The sequence below is a fragment of the Stenotrophomonas sp. STEN225 genome, assembly GCF_056756445.1.
The window spans coordinates 132,522-156,238 of record NZ_JBRRBV010000004.1 but is presented as its reverse complement, the minus strand read 5'-3'; the positions used below and the strand labels follow the sequence as shown (position 1 = coordinate 156,238).

Genomic DNA, 23,717 nt, shown 5'->3' with positions numbered 1-23,717 from the left:
TTCTCGAGTTCCGATATGTCCCCCGCGTTGCTAACCGTCGAACAGGCTGCCCAGCAGCTCAGCCTGCACCCCAAAACCGTCCTTCGGCATATCCGTAGCGGCCAACTGCGTGCGACCCGCATCGGCAAGTCCTATCGCATCACCGCTGAAGACCTCGACGTGTTCACCGGCACCGTGCGTGAGCCCTCCGCTGCGCGCCCACAGCTGACCACGGTGATGGATATTCCCGGATGCGGTGCGGCACGTGCCGCCGACCTGGTCCGTGCCCTGCATGCGCGCGTCACCGGCCGCGAGGCCGACGATGAGCCGCTGCGCATGGAGACGATTTATTCGCCCGAGCACGATGTGCTCAAGCTGATCGTGATCGGTGGCCTGGCAGGTTCCACGGCGCTGCTGGTCAGCCTGCAGCGTCTGCTGCAGGACCACAGCGCATGAAGCGGCGCCGCCCCGGCATTCCCACGCAGCGCGTACTTGCCGCCTACCGCCAGGTGCTTTCGGACTGGCCGGTACCACACGAATCGCACCATCTCGCCACCCGCGCCGGTTCGACATTTGTGGTCAGCTGCGGCCCCGAACACGGCCCTGCCCTGGTGCTGCTGCATGGCACCCTCAGCAATGCCGCCAGCTGGATGTTCGATGCCGCACGTTGGAGCGAGTACTACCGCGTGCATGCCGTCGACATCATTGGCGAACCGGGTCTCAGCGAAGGCACGCAACCTGCGCTGGACAGCGATGCGCATGCGCAATGGCTGGATGATGTCCTCGACGCACTCGGCGTGGAAAGCGCTGCATTCGTGGGCCTGTCGTTCGGCGCATTCCTGGCAATGGATTACGCGTTGCGAAGGCCTGCCCGGGTTAACGCACTGGTTCTGGTCAGCCCCTCGGGTATCGGGCGCCAGCGTGCATTCCTGCTCAAGGCGCTCCCACTGTTGCTGCTTGGCCGATGGGGGCGCGAGCGCCTGCGCCGTGCGGTCATGGGCCCCGAGCCACTGCATGCACCTGCACGTGCGCAGCCGCTGCTCGACCTGTTGGCATTGATCCGTGCCGAGGTCCGACCACGTCCGCTGCGCATTCCCCGCATCAGCGACGAGCGCTTGGCTACGTTGCATCCACCGGCAGCCCTTGTCATGGGCGCGCGTGATGCCCTCATCGACACCCCTGCCGCCGCCGAACGCATGAAACGGCTCGTCCCGACGGCGGACGTCACCCTGTTGGCAGACGCCTACCACTACATCCCCGGCCTGCGCGAAGACATCCTCGCCCGGCTGCGTCGACTGCAGAGCCTCCAGCATGAATGATTCCATTGAGTACATCGGCACCATCCGTCTCCTGCGCATCGAGCCGCAGGGCCCGACACTCGATGCCAACGGCCTGCGCGACCTGGTCGGCGATGCCCTTGGGCATCAGGCCGAGTGGATCGCCATTCCGGTGCAACGCCTCTCTCCGGATTTCTTCGAGCTGCGCTCCGGCATGGCCGGGCAGTGGCTGCAGATGCTGGTGAACTACCGCCTGCACTTCGCCGTACTGGGCGATGTCAGCACCTACCGCGCACAGAGCGAATCGCTGGACGCGTGGATCACCGAATGCAATCGCGGCCGCGAGGGCTGTTTCGTGGCCGACTGGGACGCGCTGCGGGCGCGGCTTGCGGCGCCGGCCCGCTAGCGCGCGGTCCAGCCCCCGTCCACCGGCAGCGCCGTGCCGGTCATCTGCGCCGCGGCGTCCGAAGCCAGAAAGACCACGGTCTGCCCCAGCTGCTCGGGGGTGACGAACTGCAACGAGGGCTGCTTTTCGGCCAGCAGCGCACGCGCGGCAGCCTCCTGGTCGATGCCCTCGCGCTCGGCCAACGCGGTGATCTGCTGCTCCACCAGCGCCGTGCGAACCCACCCCGGGCAGATGGCATTGGCGGTGATGCCGGTGCCCGCATTCTCCAGCGCGGTCACCTTGGTGAAGCCCACCACGCCATGTTTGGCTGCCACATAGGCCGACTTGTTCACCGAGCCCACCAGCCCATGCGCCGAGGCGATGTTGATGATGCGGCCGGCGCCCTGCTGCTTCATGTAGGGCAAGGCTGCCGCCGTGGCATGGAACACCGCCGAGAGATTCAGCGCCAGGATCGCGTCCCACTTCTCTACGGGAAATTCCTCGATCGATGCGGTGTGCTGGATGCCCGCGTTGTTCACCAGGATGTCGATGCGGCCCATCCTCGCGACGGCGTTGGCGATCATGTTCCGTACGGCCTCGCCCCGGGACAGATCGGCGCCGTCATGCGCCACCCGCACACCGAACTCCGCCTCGAGGTTGGCGCGGAGGCTCTCGATCTGCGCCGCATCGCCGAAGCCGTTCAGCACGATGTCGGCGCCCTGTCGCGCCAGCGCCGTGGCGATGCCAAGGCCAATACCACTGGTGGAACCGGTAACCACCGCGACCTTTCCGTTCAACATGGGCAAGCTTCCATCACGTGCAGGGGGCCAGTGTAGCTCCGCAACTGCACGCCACGCGTGGATGCGCCCCTCTCGGCAGGAATTCATATTGGCTCTATAGTCGGCGCCATCCACCCAAGGATGGCTCGATGAACCCCAGCAAGGCCCTGCTGCCGGCGGCCCTCGCCGCACTGCTCGCTCCTGCCCTCAGCCAAGCCGCATCGCCCGAGCAGCTGGCAACGCCGCTCACCACTGGCAGTGTGCGCCTGGATATCGCCAGTGGCCGCGTGGAGGGCGATGCATGCCTGTCCAATCGCCCCGCCGACGCACAGGGCCACTTCGTGCTCAATGCCGGTCTGAACGTCGCACGGGTCACCGATGACGAGGGCAAGCCGGTCGGATTCGATGGCTGGTACGACCCGGGCGTGGATGGCGAGGCGCGCGTCTACACTCTGGCCGAGCCCACGGCCACGCTCTGCGTGCAGTACGTGGGCGCGTTCCCGCTGTACCCGAAGCACGATGCCATGGGCGACTTCAAAGGCATGATGGCCTTCAACGGCGACAGCGCCCGTTTTACCGAGCAGTCTGCATGGCTGCCTCAGGCGTTCGACCCCAAGGCCCGCGTGCGCGGCAGCGAAAGCCGCTACGACCTGCAGGTGGACTGCCGCGGCTGCCGCTTCCTGTACCTCAATGGCAGCCCCGCCATCGAAGGCACGCAGGGCCGCTTTCGCAGCGACAACGCGCGGCCCATCCTGCTGTTCGGTGGCAGCGGCCCGATCACCCACACCGCGCAGGTCACCCTCCTCAACGAGAGCCTGCCCACGCCCAAGGTCGACGCGCTGTCCCGCGTCGTGCAGCAGGTGGCCGACGTGCACGCGCGCTACATGGGCGTGCCGCTGGCCGACCGCCCCACCTTCCTGCGCATGGTCACGCTCAACCAGGCCGAGCGCGACCGCGACGGCAGCGAATGGGGCTTTGCCACCTGGCCGACCATCGCCATGAGCGGCAGCATCGGCAACGTGGCCGATTCGCTGCTGGCCGGCGGTGAACAGGCCGAACGGCGCGTGCAGTACGTCGCGCACGAAATGGGCCATTACTACTTCGGCACGCTCAACCGTCCGCAGGGGCCGTACTACTGGGTGCTGCTGGAATCCAGCGCCGAATTCCTGTCGATCAAGGCGCTGCGTCAGATCAGTGGTGACGCTGCGGCGGACCACTATGTTGCAAGGTTGCAGGCCACCGTCGATGCGCTCGATACGCCGCTGCCGGCGCTTGATGCCGTCGATGGCCACTCGGACCTGGGCGAGATGTATCGCTACGTCTATGGTCCGTTGCTGCTACTTTCGCTGGAAAAGCAGGTGGGTGAGGCGAAGATGCAGGCCTTCATGCGCGGGCTGCTGGCCGCGCCTTCACCGAAAGACTGGGCGGAGCTGCAGGCCATTGCACTGAAGGCCAGTATCGATGCCGAGGCCTGGCAGCACTGGCAGGCCAGCTGTGTGGCAGGGGGCAGGCCGAGGTGCCAGTAGATCCGCACCATGTGTGGACGGCCCTACCCCAACGCCTCATCACTTCCAGTGATCCGGCCCCAGAAACGGCAGGCTCAACACAAACACCGGAACCGCCACGGGAATCAGTGCGGCACCCAGCACCTTGCCCGCCACTGACCCCACGCCCGGCATGTCCTCTCTCTGCTGCAGGATGCGCTCGGCGCGCGCGTTGATCGGCTGCGCCAGCGCCGCCTTCTCCGCCAGCGCCGCAGCGTGCGGCAGCTGCACGCGTTCGCCATCGCCTTCGAACAAGGCGCTGTAATAGCTGCCACCCTTCTTTGAAAGAGCGCAGGCACGATCAAAAGCCAGCGAGTAACGGCTCCGCTCCAGCGGCAGGTAGTAGCGCGCGCGCTCATCGACCACCTTGGCTTCGCGCGGTGTGACGTCAATCCGTTCCAGCCTGAACTGCAACGCCTGTTGCGGCGTCACCTGCTCCGGCCGCAGCAGCAGCGCGTAGCTGCCATGCACCTTGGCCTTGTTGGCCGGGTCGCGCCAATCCTCGTGGAAGTACATCTGCGCGCACACCACCGCCTCGCGCAGCGGGCTGTCCATCAGGGCGCGGTAGTCACGGAACGGCGCGGCATCGAAGCGCATCGGTTCGTCGTAGCGCGGCAGCAGATACAGCTGCCCATCGTCGGCCACGAAGGCACCGGTAATCTCGCGGATCGAGGTGTGCTGCTCCGGGCCGCTGGCGCACCCGGACAGCAGGCCCAGGCACAGGGCGGAGAGAATGAAGAAGGACGTTCGCATGTCGTGTCGAGGGCTTCCCTGGCAAAGGGCCTCGCCAGAACGCGCGAGGCCAATCCGCCATGGTGCCACGCCGGCCATCACACGCCCAATCAACCGGCTTACTTCAGCCGTTCAAGCAGCCGCTGCCCCACTTCCAGCGCCGAGGCCGGGTTCTGCCCGGTAATCAGCTCGCGGTCCACCACCACATGGCCGGTCCACGGCGTTGTGTTGCTGCTGAACTTCGCACCCGCCCGCTGCAACGCGGTCTGCGGGTAGAACTTCATCTCGCCGCCGCCCAGCAGCGGCTTGGCCTGTTCTTCTTCCTGGTTGCTGATCACCGTCATCCGGTAGCCGCTGTAGATCCACTTCGGCGTGGCCGGCGTCGCACCCGCGTCCAGCTTTGCCACGAAACCATCGGCGTCCGGCAGCGTGGACAGCAGCGCGATCGGCCCGTGGCAGACCAGCGCGGTGGTCTTGCTGCGCTGGTGGAAGTCGGCCAGCAGCCGGCCCAGCGCCGGGCTCTTCAGCAGGTCCTGCATCGGCGCGTGGCCACCGGGAATGTAGACCGCATCGAAGCGCGCGTAGCCCTGCTGCTCTACACGCGCCAGGCTGACCACCGGCGAGGCGGTCGCCGAGGTCAAGGCCAGCTTCTCCAGCAGCTCCTTGTGCAGCGTCAGCTGCGCGGCATCGTTGCCGAAGTACGCCGGCGTCACCGAGGACGCATCCATCGTCGGCGCCCGCCCCTGCGGCGTGGCAAAGGTCACCGCGTGGCCCGCGTCCAGCAGCAGCTTGACCGGCTGCATCAGCTCGTTGAGATAGAAGCCGGTGGACAGCACCTTGCCGTCCTTCAGGTCCAGATGGTTTTCGTCGGACAGCACCACCAGCACGTTGGCGGCATGCGCACCGCTGGCAGCCAGAGTCAGGGCCAGCGCTGCGGCCAATCGGGTCATCAGGTTCATGGGAAGCTCCTATCGGGGAATGGCCGCCACTTTATTCATCGCCCCAGCGGCGATAAATTGGCCTCATCGCAAAAGATCTGTTCTCCGGAGAGCCAAATGAGCCGCAAGTTCGACTACCTGGGCGATGTGGAGGTGTTCCTGGCGGTGGTGGAGCGCGGCTCGTTCACGGCGGGCGCGGTGGCGCTGTCCACCACGCCGTCGGTATTGAGCCGCGCGGTCACGCGCCTGGAAGCGCGTCTGGGCCGGCAGCTGCTGCAACGGACCACCCGCCGCGTGGGCCTGACCGACGCCGGGCGGCTCTATCGGGAACAGGTGCGCACCGCCTTTGGCCTGCTGGACGACGCCGAGCGCGACGTACTGGCCCAGGACGGCTCGCTGGCTGGCCGCGTGCGCCTGAGCGTGCCGACCACCTATGGCCACTACCGGCTGCCGCCCGTGCTGGCGCGCTTTGCGCAGCAGTACCCGCAGGTGCAGGTGGAGCTGAACATCACCAACCGCAATGTGGACCTGGTGGCCGAGGGTTTCGACCTGGCCATCCGCTTGGGCCAGCTGCCGGACAGCGGGCTGGTGGGGCGGAAGCTGGAAGACGCGCCGTTGCTGCTGGTGGCCGCGCCGGACTACCTGCAACGCCGTGGCACGCCGCAGACGCTGGACGACCTGCAGCAGCACCTGTGCCTGCCCTTCGTGATGCCGCGTACCGGGCGGCTGGCGCCGTGGATCTTCCGCGACGACGGGCGCGACGTGGACTGGCTGCCGCGTTCGTCCATCGAGACCTCCGACGATGTGCTGGGCGTGGTGTCGCTGGCCGAACAGGGCATCGGCATCTGCCAGAGCTATGAGTTCATCGTGCGCGAGCGGTTGCTGCGCGGGCAGCTGGTGGAAGTGCTGCCGCAGCTGCGGGGGCGGTCACGGCCGTTCTCGGTGATCTATGCGCCGCATCGGCGGCAGTCCGCGGCGGCGCGGGCTATGATTGAGTTGTTGGTGGGGAATGCGGGCGCGGTTGAGGAAGGTGTTCGTTGAGGAGCGCTGCCTGCTGGCGGTGTCGTGATTGAACCGATTTTTCAGGTGCGCGGGTGATCGGGCAGCGTCGCCATCCGATTTTGAGACGAAAGGGGTGTTAAGAAGGCTGTCGCGCTATTCGCTTGTGGCGTGGGCGATTACGCCAGTTTGATTCGCAATCAGCAGGGTGACTGCGCGAATGCGTCTGGCGATGTCGCGTGCTGCACGAATGGTGCGTGCCACAATAGTTCTTCGCTCTCGATTCCTACGATTTCTTCGGGAATTTCTATTGGCATTCGGAGCGACGGCGTAAACACCATGGCGCGCCACCGACAACGGGTGGCCGGGTCTGCAAACCCGAACTGTTAGTTGTTTACGCTTACCCGTCGGCACCGTCATTGAGCGGTGCCGGCGGGTAATCCGTCGGCCTTTATGGCGGGCGGTGCGTGGGGGTCTTCGGACCCGCCGGGGCACTGACAACTAACGACCGGTTTGCAGCCACGCATCGTCCGCCACCCCGTTTACGCGGTGGCGCTGTCAAGCACAGCCAGGGAAACCGACGCCATGAACGATTCCGAGAGCTTCTCTTCGTATACGTCCGTTGAGCCCATCAACGACGACACCCCACCGCCCGACCTGAACTCTCTGATCGGCATCCTCAAGCGCATCCGTCGCTGCGAAGGCGCTGACGGGCTGCCTTGGCCGGAGAACGACGTATCACCCGGGCGGCGCGTCAGCCTGGCCAGGAGCGAGCGCGCGATGGTGGGCGCGCTGACGGTGCTGGAGGTACTGCATGCCGCGGACCGCTGCCGGGTGGCGGCTGACCCGGAGCGGCATTTGGATGAGGGGGTGGTGGATGGGCTGTTTCTGGCGTGCCGGGGGTTGCTTGAGTGGGCTTGTCGAGAGGTTCGGCCAGAGTGATTGAGTCCAAGTGAGCACACAAGCAATAGGTTTGATCGAGCGAAGTATCGGCCAACGTCCGCTTCCAGGCAGAAACAGTCTTTCTCAGTAAAAACTCAGGCAGAGACTCGAAGCGGGTTAGGCTTGAATGCTTATTAGGCGGTGGGCGCAAAGAACTCAATTATGCGTACCGGGTCACCTTGGTCCAAAGCATGATTCTGAAGAATATGCTGCAGCGACTGAGAGCCTGCCGCCAGCCAATCCTCTACGAGCTGATCGAAGGCCGGCGTGCGCTCAATGTCTGGAGCCAGCCGACGGATGTAAGTATCCGCAATGGTTTGGTAGTCAACGCCACGCTGCTCCGCGATCTGACGGACTACCCGAACCCTCACCCTACGAAGTGGTTCGGGTTTGTCGGGTTGATAGCCACTGCGGATGCCGGCAAGAACTTGAAGAACGTCTTCAAATCTTCTGACTCATCGCCACGGCCTCCCTAAGCTGCCAAACCTCGCAGTTGACCTGCACTCAGCGGTATTGCCCCACGCGGAGCAATGCCGCTGCGCATGTGCCTCGAAGTAACTATTACAACGCATTGGGCACGTTCAGCTGCCACGGCCTTCAGTTTCGCCCTCAACTGAAGAGGCGGCTTTTCCGACTTTTCCTCCAGATAGCGCGCGAACAAGAACGCCGAATGTCACAAGCAATTTCAATTGGCGAGTCCCTCATTTGATCACGCCCCCATCCAGCTACCAGTCGACGGCGCAAGGACCGCTAAACGGAACTAGCGCCCGCGTGATCCGTCGCAATTAACTCCGCTCCGAATAAGCGACGTACGAATCCATCTTCTCTATAAGGCCATGTAGATCTATCGTCACACGATGAATGAAGTCATCAATTGAGTTTGGAGGCACTGCAAGAGCCCCCCTCTCCGTTCTAAACACTCTACCAATCCGTTCGCAGTGAGTCGGCCCGAGGGCGGGGGACGCCAAAGAACAGTAAGCACCCTCAACTTACGAAAGAGCAGCACGCGGGTCAAATGCCCGTCTGTAGAATTCGGACAATTGCCATGCTAAGTATGAGCCTTCCCCTCGCCGACCCGATGTGCATGCCGTGGATCGCTACGAAGCGCCTTTCGCTAGCATCTATGCAGAAATCTACGCATTGTCGCTGGACCTGAATAGATTGATGCGAATGTCCCCCAATAGTGACAGTCTCCAGGACGAGATGATCTTTCTCCTCTTAAGCCATGTGACGAATTCAACGTTCTGAACAGTATTCTCAATTGTAGGCTTGTGATACCCGACGTTGATCTCGGAAAATGGCCTCGGGAGTTCCGCCAGGATCCCTCGCACCTCTGCCGCACTCAAGATTTTCTCGTACCTGTTGAACAGCGAGATCTGAATGCGGACGGGCTCTGAATTGACGATAGCGGCCCGGGCTGCCTCAGCATTGAGCATAACGGTATCTGCCCCTGTTTGCTCAAGGATCATCCCCACCTTCCCGGCGCGCGCCGGCAAGCCACCTAGCGAGGTCAGATCCATCACCCGGACAGTCGCCAACTTTTGGGCGTGCCCGATATTCTCGCTGAGAAGCCTCTCCCGGAAATCATCGTCAAGCCCGAACTCCGCGACGCTCATAAGATATTTTTCAATATTATTCACCACAAATAGGAGCTGAAGATCGATCTGTTCCGCGAGCGCCGATACCGTGTCATTGGAGAAACTAATACGCGCTTCCTCGATCAAAATTCTCCATTTACCGGGGTCAAGCGTGTCTGGGAATTTATTGAAGGTCCTTGGGAGCTGCTTGACGTAGGCGCGGTAGGCGGTGTCCTCCAACGCATTATTGCTGATCAAGAAAAAGCGAAGCTTTGCGGTCTTCTCATCACCTGCGATGGGCTGCGCGGTCAAAGCGTCAAGCGCTGCTTTCGTCTCTAGGAAACCGGTAAGAATGCCCATATCAAAGGCATCGCTGTTCATGAAGGCACGGCAGTTTTCCCAGCTGGCCTCGATCCTACCCAGCTGGAAGACAAGGGACTGGAAGCGGACAGGCACGTCATCGAATGACTGGATGGTCGCTGACTGCCTCTCAAGAATTGTACTTATAACGTCAAAATCCACATCCTCTCGCCCAAGAAGGTTGAGGATGGCCGCAACGCTTTCGCGTGTATCGCTCTGCAGCGGGAGGAGAACGTCTTTCAGATACAGCTCGAAGCCGTCCTCAATCCGTGAAATCAGTTGGGGATTGCCCATGCCAGTCAACGTGGTGAAGTTCTGGGTGCGCAGGGGTGTGAGATCATTGACACCCAAAACTGCGTGAAAAATGAACTCCAGGTTTTCGATTGAGAGTGTGTAAAAGCCTTCTTCGAAGAGGAATCGGGCCACTCCGGGAAAGCCTTCCACACTCGACAGATCCTGAACTTCAATCCCGAGCATCGCAAGCCGAGACGGATCAAAGTCAATTCCAAGAGCGAGAACTCGTGCCAGGTTATCTGATACGAACTCCGACACCTTGGGATACGTGACCGGCAAAGCCTTGAGTGCCTGCTCAGAAAGATGGGCGATAACCTGGCCGATATGGGAAAAACCGCGTTCGTCGAGAATAGCGGGAACATAGCCCGGCCAGGTTGCCTGAAGTCCGTCCACCAACTTGGGGATCTCCGCACCAGCCACATAGTAGCTTGCGAAGAACGCCTCACAATTCTCGAAGTCCGAGGCCATGTAATCGAACATCTTGGCCAATTGCTCTCTATAGGTTGTGGCGTTACCCAGCAGGCAGTCTACTATCTTCACATTCAAGACGTAGGGTTGCCGGAAATCCTCGCCCCGCATTCCGGCAATGACTTCTTTGACATTGTCAATTGGGAAGTCGGGTGGCGGGACAATGAAGCCACGTATCTTGATCAGAAATTTATTGTCATTCGGAGACATCCGCCCCGCGTGAAACAGCGACGTATACTGATAGTAGGTATCGTCGATGTACCCCTCCAGAATAAGAAAACGAGCCAGCTCGTGATCATCGCCGAAATCGTTGAAAATGCCTTCCAAGTCCTCTGCGTTGATCCTGATAACTTCATTGAATTTTGCTGAACGCAGTCCGGCACCACTCATCCGCAGCGACTGAAGCTTTTTGGCAGCAAGACTTTTGAACTCTGCCGCGCGCCGTTGGATCTCTTTCTGACGATCGCTGAACGTCCGCAGGCTGTCGACGTCAGCCTGCAATCCGGAGATATCGACGCTTTGGTTGCTGCTGCGGTAATAGTTATTGATTGTTACTATCACCTGCTCGGCGGAAATGATCTGATCGAAATCATCGCTTCTCACAAGATTACCGATCTCAATCATAGTTTGGCTGTTTCGGCCGACTAGAGATGCCAACGGGGGCAGCCGTTCGACCAACGCCATTGCGTAGATCCGACGCAGCTCAAGCAGATCGGTTGGAACCTGTCTCTCTGCCGAAGCTAGACTGGCCTCTACTTCATCGATTTCTGACCGATTTGTTACCTCGGCGCGGGCGATGAACTCATCGTGGCGAGCAAGAATCTTTGCGAGATTGCCCTTCCCACGATGTAGACTCTCAAAGTCTCTTGGGAAGACATTCTTATAGATCAAGACGGCCAGAAGCTTGGTCGCGTCCAGCACATTTTCGTCATCAAGATCTAGGTTCGCAGCATAAATCGCATACTCATTAAATATGTTATGAATGAGCCTGAGATCATTGAGATAGCGCGACACTTCGCGAAGAAACTGCCGGTCAAAGCGACTGTCGAGTGAGAGACGCTTTCCCTGCTCCAGAACCTTATCAATCGAATTTGATGAATTGATAATAGGTATGACAGGAATGATAAACTCGAAGAACTTCGTTCGCTCCGTGTTTATAAACATATCGTCACGCAGTGCGTACAGGAAACGGATCGGTCGCTTCACTCCAGCATTCGCGTTTACGAGACTATTAATCTCACGCAGAGTTACAAAGATATCAGGATCATCGAACCGATCAAGATCCTCAATAATTACGAGATCATAATTCGTCGATTGAAAGAAATAAATAATCTCATCAAGATGCCTATTTAGTATTGACTCCTGACTAACTGCAGCAGGAGTGATCTCGATATCTTTCAGTGAAATACTCTTGAGCGAGACACCGAAGCTCGCCTTGTAGGCGTGATATATAGCAACCCACAGGAAAGAAGCACCGATCGCAAACCAAATGTAATGCGGCAAGTTACCGATGGCAACTGGAAGAAAATATGTTCCATCGATAATTTCATCGCGCTTTTGGAAGATGTTCCAGGAAGCAGTTGCGCCAATGATTGCAAAAAGAGAAAACAGGATCGACCACTTTCCGGGCGATTCTATCCTTTTGAAGCGTGAGAGCGGGAGCTGGTTCGCATCTGCCCCGTAGAGCATCTGCTGCAGGATGCTTCGCTCTATCTCCTGCTTGCTAACTCGCCCCTTAGAGGGAGTAGACTCCGCGAGGAAGGCTGCAAGAGATATCTGCAGAACCGGGCGCCGATACCTCTGTACGAACGACTTGATAATACTACTCTTGCCCGATCCATATGGACCAGTCAGCGCAATGTTTGACACGCGGGGATTATCTGTCGCGTAAACGAGCGCTTCGGAGTAGACGCCTGCCTCGTCTGCCTTGCTGGTCGGCGCAAGATCGATGAACTTGGTCGGGAGTTCGGCAGTTTGTGTCGAGCGGCCGCGTCGACCCGCTATCTTTGCGATCAATTTTCGCAATTTGCCCCCAGATTCCTTTAGGAGAACCACAGATCGTTCGAGCATTGGCAATGCGCCCCCTCGCATCCAAACAAGATGGCAAAGCTTCTGCCAGTCGCCAGCACATTGATTTTTGCACCGACCATTCGGCGTACCCGCCCTCCGGTCAGACGCTCAGCCCCGTTGACCGCCCCATAGTCGTATGGCTCCACGTGTCATCAGATGCTGGGCACATAAAGTCACTGTAGATGTTATCACCATAGGTGCCTTACGGCCGCGATCCTTTCCCCCAACCGCGATCGAGTGATGGGTCGAAGACGGCAAACGCGGTATGGAAAAAGCCCGGCGATCCAAGTCCTAGGACGTGCGCAGGCATGAAGGACCTGCAGGAAGCTCATGACGAGGCGATGCAGTCGATCCATGTCCGAAAAAATCTGGCATCCCTGCCAGGGAAGGATGAGAGCTGCTGCTCTCGGTCCAGCAGGGCCCGAACAACGACGGTGTTGCCGTTCCGAAAATTGGCCGTGCCAGTGGTTCGGTGCACCGCGTCGGACGACGTACTACGGGGCGGCCGAAAGCGCGGCCCAAGTCAAAGCCAAGCTGTCTGAGCCAATCAAGGAGATGATCGACGCCGAGCCCTCGTTCGGCTACCTCACTGCGCTGCATTGTTGGGCATGGAAGATCACCGGACAGCGGATCTTCCGCCGCAAGGTCTGGCAGGTGCACAAGCGTCCGCTCAGCCAGGGCTCGTCAATCCAGGCGGGGCATTCTCGCGCCGAGGATCCGGATCATCGTTGGGCCACCGAACTGTGCCGCGTTTTGCGCGGCAAAGATGGCTGGCTGAGCCTCATCGATGGAATTCTGTAAATCGTGAAGCTCTCGCTCGACTCTAAAACAACGAAGGCGCCTCTCGGCGCCCTCGTTCTTTCAACTCATTCCCACTCAATAGTCGCCGGCGGCTTCCCCGAGATGTCATAGACAACCCTTGAAACCCCCCGCAACTCATTGATGATCCGGTTGCTCACCGTCCCCAGGAACTCATACGGCAGATGCGCCCAATGCGCCGTCATGAAGTCGATCGTCTCCACGGCCCGCAGCGCAATCACCCACTCATAAGCCCGCGCGTCACCCACCACGCCCACCGACTTCACCGGCAGGAACACGGCAAACGCCTGGCTGGTCTTGTCGTACAGGTCGGCCTTGCGCAGCTCATCAATGAAGATGGCATCGGCCTTGGCCAGCAGTTCGGCGTATTCCGGCTTCACTTCACCCAGAATGCGCACGCCCAGGCCCGGGCCCGGGAACGGATGGCGATAGACCATGGTGCGCGGCAGGCCCAGCTCGACGCCCAGGCGGCGCACTTCGTCCTTGAACAGCTCGCGCAGCGGCTCCACCAGGCCCAGCTTCATGTGCTCCGGCAGGCCGCCCACGTTGTGGTGGCTCTTGATCACATGCGCCTTGCCGGTCTTGCTGCCGGCCGACTCGATCACGTCCGGGTAGATGGTGCCCTGCGCCAGCCACTTGGCGTTGCTCAGCTTGTTCGACTCTTCGTCGAAGATCTCAACGAACAGGTTGCCGATGATCTTGCGCTTGGCTTCCGGGTCGCTCACGCCTTCCAGCGCCTTGAAGTAACGGTCGGCGGCATTCACGCGCACCACCTTCACGCCCATGTGCTCGGCGAACATCGCCATTACCTGGTCGCCTTCCTGCCAGCGCAGCAGGCCGGTATCCACGAACACGCAGGTCAGCTTTTCGCCGATGGCCTTGTGCAGCAGCGCAGCCACCACGGACGAATCGACGCCGCCGGACAGGCCCAGGATCACCTCGTCATCGCCCACCTGTTCGCGCACGCGGGCGATCTGGTCGTCGATGATGTTGGCGGCGGTCCACAGGGTCTGGCAGCCGCACACGTCCACCACGAAGCGGCGCAGCAGCGTCTGGCCCTGCAGGGTGTGGGTCACTTCCGGGTGGAACTGCACGCCGTACCAGCGCTTTTCTTCGTTGGCCATGGCGGCCACCGGAATTCGGTCGGTGGTGGCGGTGATGGTGAAGCCCGGCGGCGCAACGGAAACGTGGTCGCCGTGGCTCATCCAGACATTCAGCTTCGGCTCGCCGCCGTGGTCGCTCAGGCCCTTGAACAGCGCATCGGGGTTGATGACATTCACTTCGGCGTGGCCGAACTCGCGCTGGTCAGCCGCTTCGGTGGCACCGCCCAGCTGGGCAGCCAGGGTCTGCATGCCGTAGCAGATGCCGAAGATCGGCAGGCCGCTGTCGAACACTTCCTGCGGCGCGGCCGGGGCGCCCGGCAGCGTGGTCGATTCCGGGCCACCGGACAGGATGATGCCCTTGGCGCCGAAGCCGGCGATCTCGGCCGGGTTGTGGTCCCACGCCCAGATTTCGCAGTAGACACCCAGCTCGCGGATGCGGCGGGCTATCAGCTGCGTGTACTGCGCGCCGAAATCGAGGATGAGGATCTTGTCGTTATGGATGTTGGTCATGGTGCCGTTCCAGTGGTGTTTTTCGCAGCGCCCGGCGCTTCAAGGCTCTGCGTCAGCGTGGCGATGAACGCCTCGCGTTGTTGAATATGTGAGGGGTCTTCCTCGTCCCAGCGCAGCATCAGCAGGCCGTGCGGTGCGGTGGGGTTGGCGCGGTCGGCGCGCGGCAGTTCGGCGATTTCCTGCACTTCGGTGCCGGGCACGATGCGCCGTTGAAAGGCGTGCATCGGGTAACCGGAATCCACGGCGTTGCCCCAGAACGCGGACTGCACGCTCATCCGTTTCGGCTCCAGCGGCCCCAGCTCGGCGGTGACCACAGGATCTTCAAGCCTGTCACCCAGATCGGTAACGCACCGCAGGATGACCTGCAACGGGCGCTCGCCGGTGCCTTTCAGCAACCAGCGCTGTTCGCCGGCGGCCTGCACCTGCCAGCCCTTCGGCAGCGAGAACGCGTTCTGGCACGCCTGCACGTGCTGCAATTGCGAAACCGCCGCGCCCGGAGACCCGGAGCGCGGCGGCGGTTCGGACAACGAACAGCCTGCCATCAGCAGGCTGCCCGTAATCGCAATAGCAATTAGCAAGCGCATCAGGCGCGGTAGTTCGGCGGCTCTTTGGTGATGGTCACGTCGTGGACGTGGCTCTCACGCTGGCCGGCGCCGCTGATCTTCACGAACTTGGGCTTGCTGCGCATCTCGTCGATGGTGGCGCAGCCCACGTAGCCCATGGTGGCGCGCAGGCCGCCCATCAGCTGGTGGATGATGCCGCCCACCGGGCCGCGGTACGGCACGCGGCCTTCGATGCCTTCCGGCACCAGCTTGTCGGCGGTGGCGGCGTCCTGGAAGTAGCGGTCCTTCGACCCCTTCTCCATGGCAGCCAGCGAACCCATGCCGCGGTAGCTCTTGTACGAACGGCCCTGGTACAGCTCGGTCTCGCCCGGCGATTCCTCGGTACCAGCCAGCAGGCCACCGACCATGATGGTCGAGGCACCGGCGGCCAGTGCCTTGCCGATGTCGCCCGAGTAGCGGATGCCACCGTCGGCGATCAGCGGGATGCGGTCCTGCAGCGCTTCGGCCACCAGATCGATGGCGGTGACCTGCGGCACGCCGACGCCGGCGACGACGCGGGTGGTGCAGATCGAGCCCGGGCCGATGCCGACCTTGACCGCGTCGGCGCCGCTGTCCAGCAGCGCCAGTGCGGCTTCGCCGGTACAGATGTTGCCGCCGATGACCTGCACGTTCGGGAAGTTCTTCTTGACCCAGCTGACGCGGTCCAGCACGCCCTGCGAGTGGCCATGCGCGGTATCGACCACGATCACGTCCACGCCGGCAGCGACCAGCGCTTCCACGCGGCGATCGGTATCGCCACCCACGCCGACGGCGGCACCGACCAGCAGGCGGGTCGACAGATCCTTGGCGGCGTTCGGGAAGTCGGTGTTCTTCTGGATGTCCTTGACGGTGATCAGGCCACGCAGTTCGAACGAGTCATTGACCACCAGCACCTTTTCGATGCGGTTGCGGTGCAGCAGCTGCAGCACTTCGTCGGACGCGGCGCCTTCCTTGACCGTGATCAGGCGATCCTTCTTGGTCATGATGTGGCGGACCGGATCGTCCAGCTCGGTCTCGAAGCGCATGTCGCGGTGGGTCACGATGCCGGCCAGCAGGCCGTCGCTGCCCACCACCGGCACGCCGGAGATGTTGTGCGCCTGGGTCAGGGCCAGCACGTCACGGATGGTGGTTTCCGGGCCGACGGTGATCGGGTCGCGGATGACACCGGCCTCGAACTTCTTCACCTTGGCCACTTCCGCGGCCTGCTGTTCCAGGCTGAGATTCTTGTGGATGATGCCCATGCCGCCGAGCTGGGCCATGGCGATGGCCAGGCGGGCTTCGGTGACGGTGTCCATCGCGGCGGACAGGATCGGAAGCTTGAGCTTCAGGTCTCGGGTCAACCGCGTTTCAAGGTTGACGTCCTTGGGCAGGATGGTCGAGTGGGCGGGGACGAGCGAGACGTCGTCGTAAGTGAGTGCTTCAGCCTGGATGCGCAGCATCGGCATACCCGAGATGTGGGGAAGCGCGACATTTTACCTTGTTTTCGCGCCGCGTGGCAGGGGGTGGATGCGACGCAGTGTCGCGCGGGCGGCGGTCGGTTCAGGAGGGCTTGGGTGGGTGCCAACCTTGGTTGGCACAACCCGTCCGGCACCGGTACCCCAGATGGGCCGATGGCCCTGATGGATGTGTGCCAACCAAGGTTGGCACCTGCCAGGAGCGGGTCGGCGGGAATCGCGGGGCATCAAGGCAACCCCGGGAGCGCGGGGCCATGCCCGGCGAGCGCAGCGGCGCCGCAAACATCCGCCGGGCATGGCCCGGCGCTACCCTCAGGAGGCTTCCGCCGCTTCCAGGGTGTTCTGCATCAACGTGGCCACGGTCATCGGGCCGACACCGCCCGGCACCGGGGTGATCCAGCTCGCCCGCTGCGCCGCCGCGTCGAAGCCGACGTCGCCCACCAGCCGACCATCGTCCAGGCGGTTGATGCCGACGTCGATCACCACCGCGCCCGGCTTCACCCACTCGCCCGGCACGATGCCCGGGCGGCCCACCGCCACCACCAGGATGTCCGCGTTGCGCACGGCCTGTTCCAGCACGTCCTTCGGGGTGAACTTGTGGCAGCTGGTGACGGTGCAGCCGGCAATCAGCAGTTCCAGGCCCATCGGGCGGCCGACGTGGTTGCTGACACCGACGATGGTGGCGTTGCGGCCGCGCACCGGCTGGTCGGTGTGGCCCAGCAGCGTGGTGATGCCGCGCGGCGTGCACGGGCGCAGGCCGAACTCGCGCAGGGCCAGATGGCCGACGTTCTCCGGGTGGAAGCCATCGACGTCCTTGCGCGGGTCGATGCGCTGGATCAGCCGGCGTGCATCGGGGATGCCCGGCAGCGGCAGCTGGATCAGGATGCCGTTGATCTTCGGATCGGCATTGAGCTGGTCGATCAGGTCCAGCAGTTCGGCCTCGGTGGTGCCGGCCGGCAGGTCGTAATCGTGTGCTTCGATGCCGACCTTCTCGGCGGCACGGCGCTTGTTGCGCACGTACACGGTCGAGGCCGGGTCGCCGCCCACCAGCACCACGGCCAGGCCCGGACGGCTGCCACCGGCCGCGATGCGGGCGTCGACGCGCACCTTCAGGCTGTCGAGCAGGTCTTCAGCGATGCGGCGGCCATCGAGGATGCGGGCAGGATGCGGGGCGGCGGAATCGTTCATCGAATGCGGGGGCGGCGGCGGTGGGGAGGCTATTGTCCCCGATTCAGGCCCCCTCGCCCACCGCCAATGCGGCCGCTGCGCTCGCCGGGCATGGCCCGGCGCTACCTTGGAACGCTGACCCCGGGTGACGTTACGGGTCGCATCCCTCATTCTTCCTCTTCGGGCACGTCCTGCGGGTTCAAGGTCTTGCTTGCCCGCTTCGGCGCGGTGAACGGGGTCGGCGTCGGTACGCCCTGGCCGGAGTTGCCAAACACCATCTTGGCGCCGGCGTTCAGGCCGCCGCCGGCGATTTCCAGCTCGAAACGCTCGGCGTCGCGGCGACGGATCTGTTCGGCGATCTCGATCGCGTCGTCCTCGTCGGCGCCCAGCTCCACCAGCGCGGCCTGACCGAACAGCACGGCCGATTCAAAGGTCTCGCGGATCTGGAAATCGACGCCGGCATGGATCAGCCGCAGCGAGTGCTCGCGGTCGAACGAGCGCACCATCAGTTTGGCCTGCGGGAATTCGTGCGCGACCAGCTCGACGATGCGGTCGGCGGCGTCGGCCTTGTCCACGCACACCGCGATCGCGCGCGCGGTCGCCGCGCCGGAAGCATGCAGCACGTCCAGGCGGGTGCCATCGCCGTAGTAGATCTTGAAGCCGAACCGCGCCGCGCTCTGGATCATCTCCACATCGTTGTCGATGATGGTCACGTCCACGTCGCGCGCCAGCAGCGACTGGCTGGCCACCTGGCCGAAGCGGCCGAAGCCGATCAGCAGCACGCTGCCGGACAGGCCGTCGGCCTCGTCCACGCCCTCCAGGTTCACCGTCGGCTTCGGCGCCACGCGCTTGTAGACCAGCACCACCAGCGGGGTCAGCGCCATCGACAGCACCACCACGGCGGTGAAGTTGGCATTGATGTCCACGTCGATCACACCGGCGGCCGCCGCTGCGGAGAACAGCACGAAGGCGAACTCACCGCCCTGCGCCATCAGCACGCCACGGTCCAGCGCCTGCGCGTGGTCGCTGCCCATCAGACGCGCAACGACGTAGATGCACAGTGCCTTGGCCGCCATCAGCGCCAGCACCAGGCCGGCGATCAGCTGCCAGTGCGAGGCCACCACGCCCAGATCCAGCGCCATGCCAACGCTGAGGAAGAACAGGCCGAGCAGGATGCCGCGGAACGGTTCGATGTCGGCTTCGATCTGGTGGCGGAAGGTCGATTCGCTCAGCAGCACGCCGGCCAGGAACGCGCCCATCGCCATCGACAGGCCGGACAGCTGCATCAGCAGTGCCGCGCCCAGCACCACCAGCAACGCGGCGGCGGTCATCACCTCGCGTGCCTTCGATTCGGCCAGCAGGCGGAACAGCGGGTTGAGCAGGAAGCGGCCGACCAGTACCAGGCCGACGATGGCACCGACACCGATCGCTACCGACAGCCAGCGCGAGCCCTCGCCATCGGCGCTGCCCGCGCTGGGCGCCATCCAGGCCACCAGGGCCAGCAGCGGCACGATCAGCAGGTCTTCGAACAGCAGGATGGAGACGATCTTCTGCCCGGACGGCAGCGCGATATCACCGCGCTCGGCCAGCAGCTGCATCACCACGGCGGTGGAGGTCAGCACGAAGCCGGTAGCACCGATGAAGGCCACCTGCCACGGGAAGCCGAACAGCTTGGCGATGCTGGTCAGCACCAGCGCGCAGGTGACGATCTGCAGCGTGCCGAGCCCGAAAATTTCCTTGCGCAGGCTCCACAGGTGCGAGGGCCGCATCTCCAGGCCGATCACGAACAGGAACATCACCACGCCGAGTTCGGCGGTATGCAGGATGGCCTGCGGATCCGAGAACCAGCCCAGCCCGAACGGTCCGATCGCCAGGCCGGCGGCGAAGTAGCCCAGCACCGACCCCAGGCCCAGCCGCCGGAACAAGGGCACCATCACCACCGCCGCGCCCAGCAGGGCAACCACCTTGACCAGCTCGCTGGTCGCTGCTTCTACCGCCATGCGGTGCTTTCCCCGGAATCCAGAATCGCTCACCACGATAGAGCAATGTGGATGACGGCAATAGCACGCATGTTGCGCCGGATTGTCTTGGAGGTGGAACGATGCCGGCAGCCACCCCATACATCATTCTGAAACGATCAACGGTAGCGCCGGGCCATGCACGGCCGATCTGCCTGCCCGTGCCGCTGCGCTCGCCGGGCATGGCCCGGCGCTTCCGGAATCACCCGCCCCGGCAGAAGGCGGCGTAATCGATATAGCCCGGGAACGGCACGCCCGGCGCGCAGACCGGGCATTGCGGGTCCGGGCCGATGCCGGTTTCGCGGAAGCGCATGCCCAGTGCATCGAAACGCAACAGACGCCCCACCAGGGGCTCGCCGATGCCCAGCAGGAGCTTCAACACCTCGGTGGCCTGCAGCACGCCGGCCAACCCTGGCAGCACGCCCAGCACGCCGGCCTCGGAACAGTTCGGCGCGAACTCCGGCGGCGGCGGCTCCGGGAACAGGCAGCGGTAGCAGGGTGCGACGCCGCGCTGGCGGCCGGCGTCGAACACGCTCACCTGGCCGTCGAAGCGCTCGATTGCCGCATACACCAGCGGCAACCGGTGCTTGATGCAGGCATCGTTGAGCAGATAGCGCAGCGGGAAGTTGTCCGAGCCATCCAGCACCACGTCCACCCCGTCCAGCAGCGCGTCGACGTTGTCGGAGGTGACCCGCTGCGGCACGGCTTCAATGTCGATGGCGGGATTCAGCGCCAGCAGGCGCTCACGTGCGGAGTCGACCTTGAGCTGGCCGACACTGGCTTCGGTATGCACGATCTGGCGGTGCAGGTTGCTGCGTTCGACCCGGTCGTGATCGGCAAAGCGCAGGTGCCCGACCCCGGCCGCGGCCAGGTAGAAGCCGGCCGGCGCGCCCAGCCCGCCCGCCCCCAGCACCAGCACACGCGACTGCTGCAGGCGACGCTGGCCCGCCTCACCCACCTGCGGCAGCAGCAGGTGGCGCGAGTAGCGGTCGAAGAAGTCACGGTCGGCAGCGCTGGCCACGGGCTGCACCAGCGGCAGCGCCTGCTCGCGCCAGGCCACGGTGCCCCCGGCGACCGACGCCACGTTCGCGTAGCCGGCGTCGAGCAGGGCCTGCGCGGTGTCGGCCGAACGCTTGCCGGTCTGGCAGATCAGCAGGATTTCCTGTTCCGGGCGTGGCAGGTGCGCGGCCGGGTCGGCCTGCAGTTCCGCCCTGGCCACACCACGGGCGCCTTCGGCCATGCCACCTGCGCGCTCGTGCGCCTCCCGCACGTCGATCAGCACGGCGCCATGGGCCAGGCGGTCATGCGCCTGCGCGGGGGAAAGCTCTCGGATGCTCATGGCGCCATTATCGCGCAGGCCCTGCCCACCGCGCGTCCCCGGGATCAGATCTCCTTTTCGAAGAAGAAGGGATCTGACCCCATTCCCCGTAGAACGCCATGAGGGCGCCCTCGCCCACGGAAATCATGTAGTTGTCGGTGCTAGCGTGGGATCACGGAGTGAGGGTTCCCAGCGTCTGAGCTTGCTGAAGAATGACTCGGCCTGACTTTCGTTGACACCTTCAGGTGCATTGGAAGCACAACAACTATTTCATCCACTATGGTGGCGCCGGCATCGATATGTTCGGTGCCGGCATGCTGGACTACGATCCCACGTTCGACGCTAGCCGTAGCGGCCAAGGAGCGTTGGCATCTGAGTTCGATGACGTGGCTAAGAACTCAAGCATCAACGCGCTGCTCGAACAGATTCCCCGCCAGTTTATGCTCACGCAGACGGAGTGAGCTTCGGCAAGCTCTTCACGAAGACCTGTAACAGCTCACCGGCAAGTGCAGACATTTATCGTGCAGCGATCGAACGCCTGATAGATGAGCGCCTTATTGTCGCGCGAAGCGAGCAGGACTCGACTCGGCGAGCCGCAGCGCAAATCCGGTTCAGCGATCAGCTTTTGCCACCGGATCAGCGCTCGCTCTTTCTCGGTAGTTGATCAGTCGAGGCAGTCGGGTTTGAGGTCTCGCGCTCCACTGCCTCCTTGTTCAAGCCCTGCTTTTCTTCCACGCCTTCGAGATGCCGGTCGCAGCCCACATCATGCTGTCGAAGGCGCGATCAGAGAGAAGGCCGCGCATGAAGATCATCGGCTTGGCCCCGAATCCGATCGCATAGCGGGTCTTGGGCTTCTTCGCCGTCACGGCTTTGGCGATGGTGTCGGCAATAATCTGCGGTGGCGACTGGCGCTTGACGCTTGCCTCGCCGATCATGGATTCCGCCATGGCATTGGCCTGCACCGCATAAGGGCCGTGGCCTGAGGTCTCGCGCAGCTTGTCGGCAGCGATGCCGGCCCATTCGGTTTTGATGCCGCCCGGCTCGATCACCACCACGTCGATACCGAAGGGACGGACTTCCATGCGCAGGCAGTCGCTGATCGCCTCCAGGGCGAACTTCGTACCGTGATACCAGGCGCCTAGCGGGGTATGAATCTTGCCGCCCATCGAGGTGATATTGACGATGGTGCCCGAGCGTTGCAACCGCATTTGCGGCAGGACCAGCTGGGTCAGCCGCACAGCGCCGAAGACGTTGACCTCGAACTGGGCGCGCGCCTCTTCCATAGGAATGTCCTCGACAGCACCATAGGAGCCGTAGCCAGCATTGTTGACAAGCACGTCAATACGGCCGGATTCATCGATGATGGTGCCGATTCCGGCCTGCATGGAAGCATCGTCGGTCACGTCCATAGCAAGAATCTTGATGCCGGATTTGGTCAGGTGATGCATACGATCCACACGGCGCGCAGCTCCGTAGACCGTGTAGCCAAGATCCTTGAGCTTGAGAACGGCAGATTCTCCGATACCTGAGGAGGCGCCGGTGACGAGTGCGACTTTGTTGGCCATGATGGGATCCTCGCTTTGAAAGTGGAGGCGGCCTGATAGCCGCTTTGTGCATTCACTTTGGAGGGCCGGAGGTGCCATGTCGCTAGCGTGATGCGCCACTCTCCACGCAAAGCGCGCCACCTGCAGCTGGCAGCTGCGTTTTTTGCCAACTAATCACGACCAGCTTCTTGGGCAATAGCATCGGAGGCCAGTTCAATGACGCCATTGGCGCCAGGAACAACGTTGGCAAGGGCTTGAGCCACCGCTTGCGCCCAGACCGGACGGTATGCCCCCGAAAGCAAGGGGGTCAGCATTCTGAAAATTGGGATCGCGACCCTCTCCCCCAGTCGTGATGGCTGACCTGAAGCACTGCGGTCGTCCAGAAGCAGCGAAGGTCGCGCGATTACGAGGCCACTGAAGCCTATTTTCTCGAGGGCATCTTCCAGCTCGCCCTTCACCCGGTTGTAGAACATCGACGATTTTGCGTTAGCCCCCGCAGCGCTCACCAAGCCCACGCGGCTGCATCCTTGTCGGAATGACGCCTTTGCGACGGCCAGGTTGGCATCTAGGTCGACAGCGCGGAAAGCTGCACGGCTGCCAGCATCCCTAATCGTAGTTCCGAGGGCGAGATAGACCTCATCAGCTTCGGGAGGGTCGGGTAAACAGCTGAAATCTACGACGTGAACCTGCAGCTTTGGGTGCTGTAGCGTCAAAGCCCGCCTGCCTACGGCATGAACTTCACAAACTTCGGGATCGTCCAGCAGCAACTTCAACAATCGGCCGCCAACCAATCCGGTAGCTCCTGCAAGAATGACCCTGCGCTCGACGGTTTGCATGG

Annotated in this window: 22 protein-coding genes; 10 read left to right on the top strand and 12 right to left on the bottom strand. The window is 62.8% G+C overall.

The window, feature by feature from the left end; genetic code table 11:
• Positions 1-15 precede the first annotated feature (15 nt).
• Genes ACVOJ1_RS05995 through ACVOJ1_RS05985 form a run of 3 tightly spaced genes read left to right on the top strand, consistent with a single transcriptional unit; the run spans position 16 to position 1,662 of the window.
• Entirely contained in the window at positions 16-435 is a 420-nt protein-coding gene (locus ACVOJ1_RS05995; RefSeq protein ID WP_346480135.1) for a helix-turn-helix domain-containing protein, read from the top strand.
• Positions 432-1,298, top strand: coding sequence for an alpha/beta fold hydrolase (locus tag ACVOJ1_RS05990; protein WP_346480134.1), 867 nt, complete (start codon positions 432-434; stop codon positions 1,296-1,298). The genes ACVOJ1_RS05995 and ACVOJ1_RS05990 overlap by 4 nt, the downstream gene beginning before the upstream one ends.
• A complete protein-coding gene (locus tag ACVOJ1_RS05985; RefSeq protein WP_346480133.1) occupies positions 1,291-1,662 on the top strand; it encodes a DUF4180 domain-containing protein in 372 nt (123 codons plus the stop codon). Before ACVOJ1_RS05990 ends, ACVOJ1_RS05985 begins: the two co-directional genes overlap by 8 nt.
• Here ACVOJ1_RS05985 and ACVOJ1_RS05980 read toward each other — a convergent pair.
• Complete coding sequence (locus ACVOJ1_RS05980) at positions 1,659-2,441, bottom strand: 3-hydroxybutyrate dehydrogenase (RefSeq protein WP_346480132.1); 783 nt, start codon at positions 2,439-2,441, stop codon at positions 1,659-1,661. The two genes, ACVOJ1_RS05985 and ACVOJ1_RS05980, sit on opposite strands and share 4 nt — an antisense overlap.
• A gap of 128 nt (positions 2,442-2,569) precedes the next feature.
• Here ACVOJ1_RS05980 and ACVOJ1_RS05975 point away from each other — a divergent pair, with 128 nt between their 5' ends.
• Entirely contained in the window at positions 2,570-3,946 is a 1,377-nt protein-coding gene (locus tag ACVOJ1_RS05975; RefSeq protein ID WP_346480131.1) for a M1 aminopeptidase family protein, read from the top strand.
• A 39-nt stretch (positions 3,947-3,985) separates the two neighbouring features.
• Here ACVOJ1_RS05975 and ACVOJ1_RS05970 read toward each other — a convergent pair whose 3' ends face one another.
• On the bottom strand, positions 3,986-4,717 hold the full coding sequence (locus tag ACVOJ1_RS05970) for a hypothetical protein (protein ID WP_346480130.1): 732 nt from the start codon (positions 4,715-4,717) through the stop codon (positions 3,986-3,988).
• A gap of 98 nt (positions 4,718-4,815) precedes the next feature.
• Positions 4,816-5,655, bottom strand: coding sequence for a type 1 glutamine amidotransferase domain-containing protein (locus tag ACVOJ1_RS05965; RefSeq protein WP_346480129.1), 840 nt, complete (start codon positions 5,653-5,655; stop codon positions 4,816-4,818).
• Between the two features lie 96 nt (positions 5,656-5,751).
• Here ACVOJ1_RS05965 and ACVOJ1_RS05960 point away from each other — a divergent pair, with 96 nt between their 5' ends.
• From ACVOJ1_RS05960 to ACVOJ1_RS05950, 3 genes are all read left to right on the top strand, one after another.
• A complete protein-coding gene (locus ACVOJ1_RS05960) occupies positions 5,752-6,675 on the top strand; it encodes a LysR family transcriptional regulator (protein ID WP_346480128.1) in 924 nt (307 codons plus the stop codon).
• Positions 6,676-7,218: 543 nt separating this feature from the next.
• Positions 7,219-7,575 (top strand): hypothetical protein, encoded by a 357-nt coding sequence (locus ACVOJ1_RS05955; protein WP_346480127.1) that lies wholly within the window; start codon positions 7,219-7,221, stop codon positions 7,573-7,575.
• Positions 7,576-7,766: 191 nt separating this feature from the next.
• Positions 7,767-8,051 (top strand): hypothetical protein, encoded by a 285-nt coding sequence (locus ACVOJ1_RS05950; protein WP_346480126.1) that lies wholly within the window; start codon positions 7,767-7,769, stop codon positions 8,049-8,051.
• 657 nt (positions 8,052-8,708) lie between these two features.
• On the opposite strand, the gene ACVOJ1_RS05945 is transcribed toward ACVOJ1_RS05950, so the two are convergent.
• Positions 8,709-12,344, bottom strand: coding sequence for a YobI family P-loop NTPase (locus tag ACVOJ1_RS05945; protein ID WP_346480125.1), 3,636 nt, complete (start codon positions 12,342-12,344; stop codon positions 8,709-8,711).
• A gap of 555 nt (positions 12,345-12,899) precedes the next feature.
• Here ACVOJ1_RS05945 and ACVOJ1_RS05940 point away from each other — a divergent pair.
• The gene (locus ACVOJ1_RS05940) at positions 12,900-13,145 is read left to right on the top strand and encodes a hypothetical protein (RefSeq protein WP_346480124.1); all 246 of its coding nucleotides are present in this window, start codon (positions 12,900-12,902) and stop codon (positions 13,143-13,145) included.
• A 65-nt stretch (positions 13,146-13,210) separates the two neighbouring features.
• On the opposite strand, the gene guaA is transcribed toward ACVOJ1_RS05940, so the two are convergent.
• From guaA to moeB, 6 genes are all read right to left on the bottom strand, one after another.
• Positions 13,211-14,776 carry a glutamine-hydrolyzing GMP synthase gene (gene guaA / locus ACVOJ1_RS05935; protein WP_049483147.1) on the bottom strand — a complete coding sequence of 522 codons (1,566 nt, stop codon included), beginning with the start codon at positions 14,774-14,776 and terminating at the stop codon, positions 13,211-13,213.
• On the bottom strand, positions 14,773-15,252 hold the full coding sequence (locus tag ACVOJ1_RS05930; protein WP_065181343.1) for a hypothetical protein: 480 nt from the start codon (positions 15,250-15,252) through the stop codon (positions 14,773-14,775). The genes guaA and ACVOJ1_RS05930 overlap by 4 nt, the downstream gene beginning before the upstream one ends.
• Positions 15,253-15,359: 107 nt before the next feature.
• Complete coding sequence (gene guaB / locus ACVOJ1_RS05925; protein WP_014036909.1) at positions 15,360-16,817, bottom strand: IMP dehydrogenase; 1,458 nt, start codon at positions 16,815-16,817, stop codon at positions 15,360-15,362.
• 327 nt (positions 16,818-17,144) lie between these two features.
• Positions 17,145-18,020, bottom strand: coding sequence for a bifunctional methylenetetrahydrofolate dehydrogenase/methenyltetrahydrofolate cyclohydrolase FolD (gene folD, locus ACVOJ1_RS05920; protein ID WP_053517606.1), 876 nt, complete (start codon positions 18,018-18,020; stop codon positions 17,145-17,147).
• 146 nt (positions 18,021-18,166) lie between these two features.
• On the bottom strand, positions 18,167-19,999 hold the full coding sequence (locus tag ACVOJ1_RS05915; protein WP_111186653.1) for a monovalent cation:proton antiporter-2 (CPA2) family protein: 1,833 nt from the start codon (positions 19,997-19,999) through the stop codon (positions 18,167-18,169).
• Between the two features lie 220 nt (positions 20,000-20,219).
• Entirely contained in the window at positions 20,220-21,356 is a 1,137-nt protein-coding gene (gene moeB / locus ACVOJ1_RS05910) for a molybdopterin-synthase adenylyltransferase MoeB (protein ID WP_346480123.1), read from the bottom strand.
• A 224-nt stretch (positions 21,357-21,580) separates the two neighbouring features.
• Between moeB and ACVOJ1_RS05905 the strand changes: the two genes are divergently transcribed.
• Positions 21,581-21,796 (top strand): hypothetical protein, encoded by a 216-nt coding sequence (locus ACVOJ1_RS05905; RefSeq protein ID WP_111185666.1) that lies wholly within the window; start codon positions 21,581-21,583, stop codon positions 21,794-21,796.
• Entirely contained in the window at positions 21,793-21,999 is a 207-nt protein-coding gene (locus ACVOJ1_RS05900; protein WP_476341780.1) for a hypothetical protein, read from the top strand. Before ACVOJ1_RS05905 ends, ACVOJ1_RS05900 begins: the two co-directional genes overlap by 4 nt.
• 49 nt (positions 22,000-22,048) lie before the next feature.
• Here ACVOJ1_RS05900 and ACVOJ1_RS05895 read toward each other — a convergent pair whose 3' ends face one another.
• Together ACVOJ1_RS05895 and ACVOJ1_RS05890 are read right to left on the bottom strand one after the other, a co-directional pair.
• Entirely contained in the window at positions 22,049-22,900 is an 852-nt protein-coding gene (locus tag ACVOJ1_RS05895; protein ID WP_111185664.1) for an oxidoreductase, read from the bottom strand.
• Between the two features lie 149 nt (positions 22,901-23,049).
• Positions 23,050-23,715, bottom strand: coding sequence for a Rossmann-fold NAD(P)-binding domain-containing protein (locus tag ACVOJ1_RS05890; RefSeq protein ID WP_111185662.1), 666 nt, complete (start codon positions 23,713-23,715; stop codon positions 23,050-23,052).
• Between the last annotated feature and the right edge of the window lie 2 nt (positions 23,716-23,717).